The sequence below is a fragment of the uncultured Algibacter sp. genome (genome assembly GCF_947495925.1).
In the GTDB taxonomy this organism is placed as follows: Bacteria; Bacteroidota; Bacteroidia; order Flavobacteriales; family Flavobacteriaceae; genus Algibacter_E.
Window position 1 is genome coordinate 345,533 of sequence record NZ_CANMAU010000007.1, and the last position, 6,000, is coordinate 351,532.

At 31.7% G+C, this 6,000-nt stretch carries 3 protein-coding genes; all 3 read left to right on the top strand.

Going from position 1 to position 6,000, the window contains the following annotated elements; translation table 11 throughout:
* Positions 1-48 precede the first annotated feature (48 nt).
* The 3 genes from Q0857_RS16005 (at position 49) to Q0857_RS16015 (ending at position 5,964) form a co-directional block, all read left to right on the top strand.
* Positions 49-381, top strand: coding sequence for a hypothetical protein (locus Q0857_RS16005; protein WP_298537611.1), 333 nt, complete (start codon positions 49-51; stop codon positions 379-381).
* A complete protein-coding gene (locus Q0857_RS16010; RefSeq protein ID WP_298537632.1) occupies positions 365-754 on the top strand; it encodes a hypothetical protein in 390 nt (129 codons plus the stop codon). Before Q0857_RS16005 ends, Q0857_RS16010 begins: the two co-directional genes overlap by 17 nt.
* Before the next feature lie 1,661 nt (positions 755-2,415).
* The gene (locus tag Q0857_RS16015; protein ID WP_298537614.1) at positions 2,416-5,964 is read left to right on the top strand and encodes an RHS repeat domain-containing protein; all 3,549 of its coding nucleotides are present in this window, start codon (positions 2,416-2,418) and stop codon (positions 5,962-5,964) included.
* Positions 5,965-6,000: the final 36 nt, after the last annotated feature.

Below are 6,000 nucleotides of genomic sequence, written 5' to 3' on the forward strand. Positions count from 1 at the left end.
ACTGATGTTTTACAAGGCAGAGCAAAGCGTAAAACCATTACGCAATCTATGATGCTTAAATTAATAGATTTAGCCAAGGAAAACGAAACACAAGAACTACTAGAAGCCTTTTGGAATACATACCATTGTCAGCAAAAAATTATAACAGCAGATGGAAAGTTATACGGTAAATATTGTGAAAACAGATTTTGGACTTTATGCTGTAGCATTCGTAAAGCTGAGATTATAAGCCGTTACTTTCCCATAATAAAGCATTGGGAAGAACCTCACTTTGTAACCATCACAATAAAGGCAGTAAAAGAAGCCAAACCTAAAGACCAAAGAAAAACAGAAAAAGCAAATTTTAGATTTATTAGCAGGCGATATAACTTTAAGGAGTAAAAGAGAATTAATAGAGCAGTTTATTGAAAACAACTTACCAAAAATAAGTAATAGCGAAACCATAGAAGATGAATTTAAAATCTATTGGGAAGCAGAAACTAAAAAGGCTCTACAAGATTTAAGTAAAGCAGAGACATTAAGACAGGATAAGGTAGAAAGTATTATAAACGATTTCCTTTTCACGGGTAGAATGGCAACAGAAGATGAGGTTATAGAGGCGTTAGAAAAGCAGCCGAGCGTTCTGCAAAGAGAATCAATTAGCATCAGAATAACAGAAAAAATAAACCCTTGCAAATCAATTGATTGCAAGGGTTTTCGCGGAGAAAGAGGAACTATCCTAGATCTATATTTTATCAAGTTTTATAGGGTGTAAAAAAGGAGTTAAAATTTAGTGACTCCGAATTAGCCCCTTTTTAACATAATATTAACGGTTGATGATTAAATTTATGGGAATAAAGGAAGAATTTAGTTTTTATCAATTTTGAATGTTTAAAGAGCCTATAAAATAAGCTGTCATATTTAAGGGAGTTATGTATTCGAATTGTAAGGTAATGGGCGTACACTGAATAGTGTATCTTTCTAATGCTAATAATTCGCATGAACTCACTAATTAAAATAAAAAAAGTTCAAGAAGCTAATTTTTGGGTTTTTAGAATGTTTTTGAGGTCAATTTTGTGACCGGGCTGGGGTTTGAACTTAAAGCTCTAGTGCCAGTATTTATAGGAGTTCATCTAAGGTTTACAATCGATGTTAATGAATTGTGAACTTTGTAAATTTTTAAATATGTCAAATTGACTTTCGATACTGTAAATATAGTATTTTATTTTTTATGGATATAAACGGATTAATAAAACGAATTACCAGATGATGGTTCTAATTTTTTTAGGAGGTTCTTTATAATATCGTTTCAACGAAATAAAATGAGTTGCATTTTTATAACGAGTCCATTCAGCAATTTTATAGATTTGGTAATTCTGTAATTTCGGGTAAATATTTCCACTTTTTTATTTTTTTTGCACAAAACACTGCACAATTGTGTAATTGAAAAGAAACTTAAATTCAGTTCTTGAAATATTCTCATTTAAATTAAAGACGTTTTACTAATCAGTAAGAAGAAATATTTTGATCAAGATTATTATCCAAAAATTCTTCGATATTATAAGCATTTTTTAAATTTTTATAACGCAGACAATAATCAGTTATTTTAGTGTTTTTGTTATAAAAAATACTTCCAATTCGATTACCATCTCTGCATCACTTGAACGTCAATTATTGGTGGAAACAATTCTTAAATTAATTGTTTTTTCGTTTTGAATTTTTTACTCTCTTTAGTCTAAAGCAATCCTCTGATTCAGACTATTCGAATCTGGCTAAAAAAGTTTAAATAATTTCAACCTATTTCGTTCTTAAGGTTAGCAACAGAATACAAAAATAAACTATTGCCTCTAGCAATCAAAGCAAATCAATATCAGAACCATAGAATCAATAATAGAAACCCGATTCAAAACAATCAACTGAATATTAGTGCTAAATCTATTATAAATTATTGTTTTTTAATCCATCAAGGGTAACCCCTACTTTATATAAGATTGGTTTATTGGTTTAATTACTTGTTGTGTAACTTACTTTTATGTTTTTTGTTGTTTAATTGTATTTTTTTTAGATGAAAATGATTTTTTTGTTGACCTCAAAAAGATTTTATGAATACAATAAGAAATTTAATTGGTTTAGTTAGTGGTTTATTCCTTAAATATCCAGTGCTTAGTTTTTAAGTGTAGGCAAATAAACTTTTAAATAGGTCTAATAATATGATATTATACTTCTTTCAGTAAAATAGTGTTAGTTGGCGATTTTCCTTGATTAAAGGAATAATTTGTCTTTTAAGCGTATGCATTTGAAAATAATTATTCAATTATTTGTCAGATTGCTCACTGTCAAAGATAAACATTACTAGAATTATGGTTGAACCTTACTTTTATTCAGTTTGAACGATTTAGTTTTATGCTATTATTGAAATTCTAAATTATTCTTCTTATGAAAGTTCGTTTATTTATTCTGTTGCATATATTGTTCGTTTTTCAAAACTCATTTGCGCAAGAGTTGCCCGAACTACTACAATTAACACCAGTATCTCCAAATTCGGCAAGTTTCGCTAGATATGGTTCCTTTAATGTTAATCCCAATTTGGGAAGGCCGAATATTTCTGTTCCATGTCACGTTATAAAAAGTGGAGATTTGCAATTACCAATTATGATTAGCTATAATTCTTCAGGTATAAGATTGAATAACCGAGCGTCTTGGGTAGGATTAGAGTGGAATTTACAAGCTGGTGGAGTCATTGTTCGAAATGTTAAAGGAGCACCGGATAACTATTCGACCGTTGCACGAGAAAATATTAGTAACTTACCTTTTAATGAAGACAATTACGAGTATTTATATGATGTTTGGAGAGGAAATGGAGACGGTCAACCTGATAAATATATATTAAATGCTTTTGGGATCAACGCAACTTTTTATTATGTAGAAAGAAACGGAGAGGTTGAATTAGTATTTGAAAATAATAATTCTATTAAAGTTACTGGTAATGGTCCTCCTAATTATGGTTTTCGTGTTGTTACGGAAAAAGGCATAACCTTAATTTTTGATGAAATAGAAACCTCAGTAATTCCTTCGTCATATCTTATAGCTCATTCAAGAGAAGTTCCTACATCATATTACTTGTCTGAAATAATTTCTGCAGATAAAAAAGACAGTATTTCATTTGAGTATAAAACACATGATAGCTTTGAAGTGCCAGTTGAAACATCTCAGGGTGTAAATTTTAATAGAACTCAATCTTATAGACAACCACTTACAAATGATAACTTTTGGAATAATAGAGTAAAAATTGACAAACGTTATTTAGACAAAATTATATTTAAAAATGGATATGTACAATTTGAGTCTTTTTTAGATAGAGCGGATTTAGTTGATGAATTTAGACTTGATAACTTAAAAGTGTTTTCTAGCATAAATAATACAGATCAATTAGTTAAAGAAATTTACTTTGATCATTCTTACTATGGAACCTCTGTTAATCAGACATTAACAAATGATATTGCAGCAATAGATAGGCGTTTAAAATTAGAAGCTGTCCTAATTGGAGATGCCAACTCCAATGATTTTCAAAAGTATGAATTTGAATATGATACACAAAGCTTACCTAGGCGAGGAAGTTCAAAGCAAGACTTTTGGGGTTACATTAATAATAATATGTCTGCCTCCTTAATACCTCCTACCACATTTCAAATGCGTGGGGCAGACCACCTTCAAAATGGGAGTTTTTTACCTTGGAGCGTAACACATTCTGAGGGAGACGCCAATAGGGATGCCCATCCAGTTAAAATGAAATCAGGTGTTTTAGCGAAAATAAAGTATCCAACTGGGGGGTATACAGAATTTGAATTTGAAGCCAATCAACGTGAAATAAGTGTTACTACTCCTATATATGAAAATAGAAGTGCAAGTATTTTAGCAACAGGGTCTGGAGATTGTCCATGGACTTGTGGTTCAAATGGGTACCAGAGTAAAACCTTTACAATAGAAGAAGGCTTTGGGGCGCCCATAGATGCTCGTTTAAGGGTTATGATTACAGATGCTTTTTCAGGGTCTGGTAGTAGCAATTCTTATGGGAAATTTAGTGGTTTACCCACACGCCTATATAAACGATCAGCACCAACTGCAAATATTTATCCAGCAACTGAATATGATATTCCTATTAGTCTAAGAACAGGAACTACGTATACTATAGAGGCTCAGGAATATGGACATGGTTCAAACCCCCCAAGTTATGTGCCATCTGTATCTGTCAGAGTAAGTTATAAATTGCTGTCCGGTTCTGTTACTAATATAGAAACAGAATATCTTGGAGGCCTTAGAATTAGCTCTATTAAAAGCTATGACGGAGTGAATACGCAGCCTATAAGTAGTAAAAATTATACATATGCTAACATAAATGTTATCAATAAGCAGAAAGATGGAGGGTACGTTAATAAACAACCTCGAGGTAGAACGGATTTAATTGCAACAGTATCTTCTTCTCCCTATTTTGATAATGGAATAGGAAATGTGCCTGCAATTGAGTACGGGGAAATTACCGAATATTATAGTGATACTAAAGGTCTTGACAATGGGAAAAAGATATATACTTATGAAAATATCAATATAGAAAGAGATATTGAGGATACCCGAGAAATATATAAGCATCCTCTCTTTGATTATTCCATTTTTCCAGGTACAACAGTAGGTGTATTAATCGAGGAAGTTATGAGTAATGAGTATGATATAGCAGATCATATCATTAAACCTTTTAATCATGGAAGTTTAAAAAAGGTTGAAAATTGTAAAAGAGAAGGCCTAGTGAATGGGGAGCCAAGTTATATAAAAGTAAGTGAGGAAGAATATGATTACAATATCGTAGATGAATCTAATTTTAAGTTAAACTTTGTTTACCCTCTTCAATACCTTCCGAGAGAAGATTGGAATACATTTATGTCTCCCTATATAGAGGAAGGAGATCGAAATAGCCTTCAATTTTATTTTAAAACCAGAAAAATATATTCGGGCAAAAAACTCCTTACATCAACAATAAAAAGGTACTATGATGAAGCAGGTCTTAATCCAGTTGAGACATTGATAAGTTATAAGTATAATGAAGATTACTTTTTAACAGAAACGTCAACCACTTTAAGTGACTCTAAATCTATAATTACAAAAACGATATACCCAGATGATATTAAAACGGCTTCCGCATTACAGGACAACAGTTTAATAAAAGGCGGTCCATTAAATGATTTTAATGCAATAGATAGGTTAAAGGGAGATGACCTACATCAAATAGCGATACCTATTCAAGTAGAAACTTACAAAGATGAAAATGGTGATAATGTTGCAGATGTAACGGAGCTTTTGAGTTTACAGCGTACTAATTTTTATGAGCCGTTTACCGATTTAGTATTACCCAAGGATATTGAGAGTTTGAAAGGCGTTTATAACGCTACTACTAACTCATTAAAAGAGCGAATGGTTTATCACCTTTACGATAGTGAAGGAAATCCTATAGAAGTCAGTAAAGCAGATGGAGCACATGTTTATTATATCTGGGGTTATAATAAGGAATATCCAATAGCTAAGATTGAGAATACTAGTTCCAACGAAGTAGAAAACGCGATAGCCTCATTAACGAGTCAGTACAATACACTTGAAAAGATACAAGCTTTGTCAAATGCAGACACAAATAGAAGTATTGATCAAAGAACTGTTGATGTCAATAACCCTGATGGAGTAGTCACGAAAAATAATGATGATCCAGAAGGCAATTTGAGAGAAGCTTTAAGAACTTTAAGGGCTGCATTACCGGATTCAATGATTACCACTTATACCTATGATCCTTTAGTAGGAGTAACCAGTATTACTGATCCTAAAGGATATACGATGTATTATGAGTATGATGAGTTAAATAGGTTAAAACAAGTTATAGACGCGGATGGACATATCGTATCACAAAACGAGTATCATTACAAGACACCACCTGAGCAGAATTAAATAATCATAAAACAACTAAAAATAAAAGTATGAAAC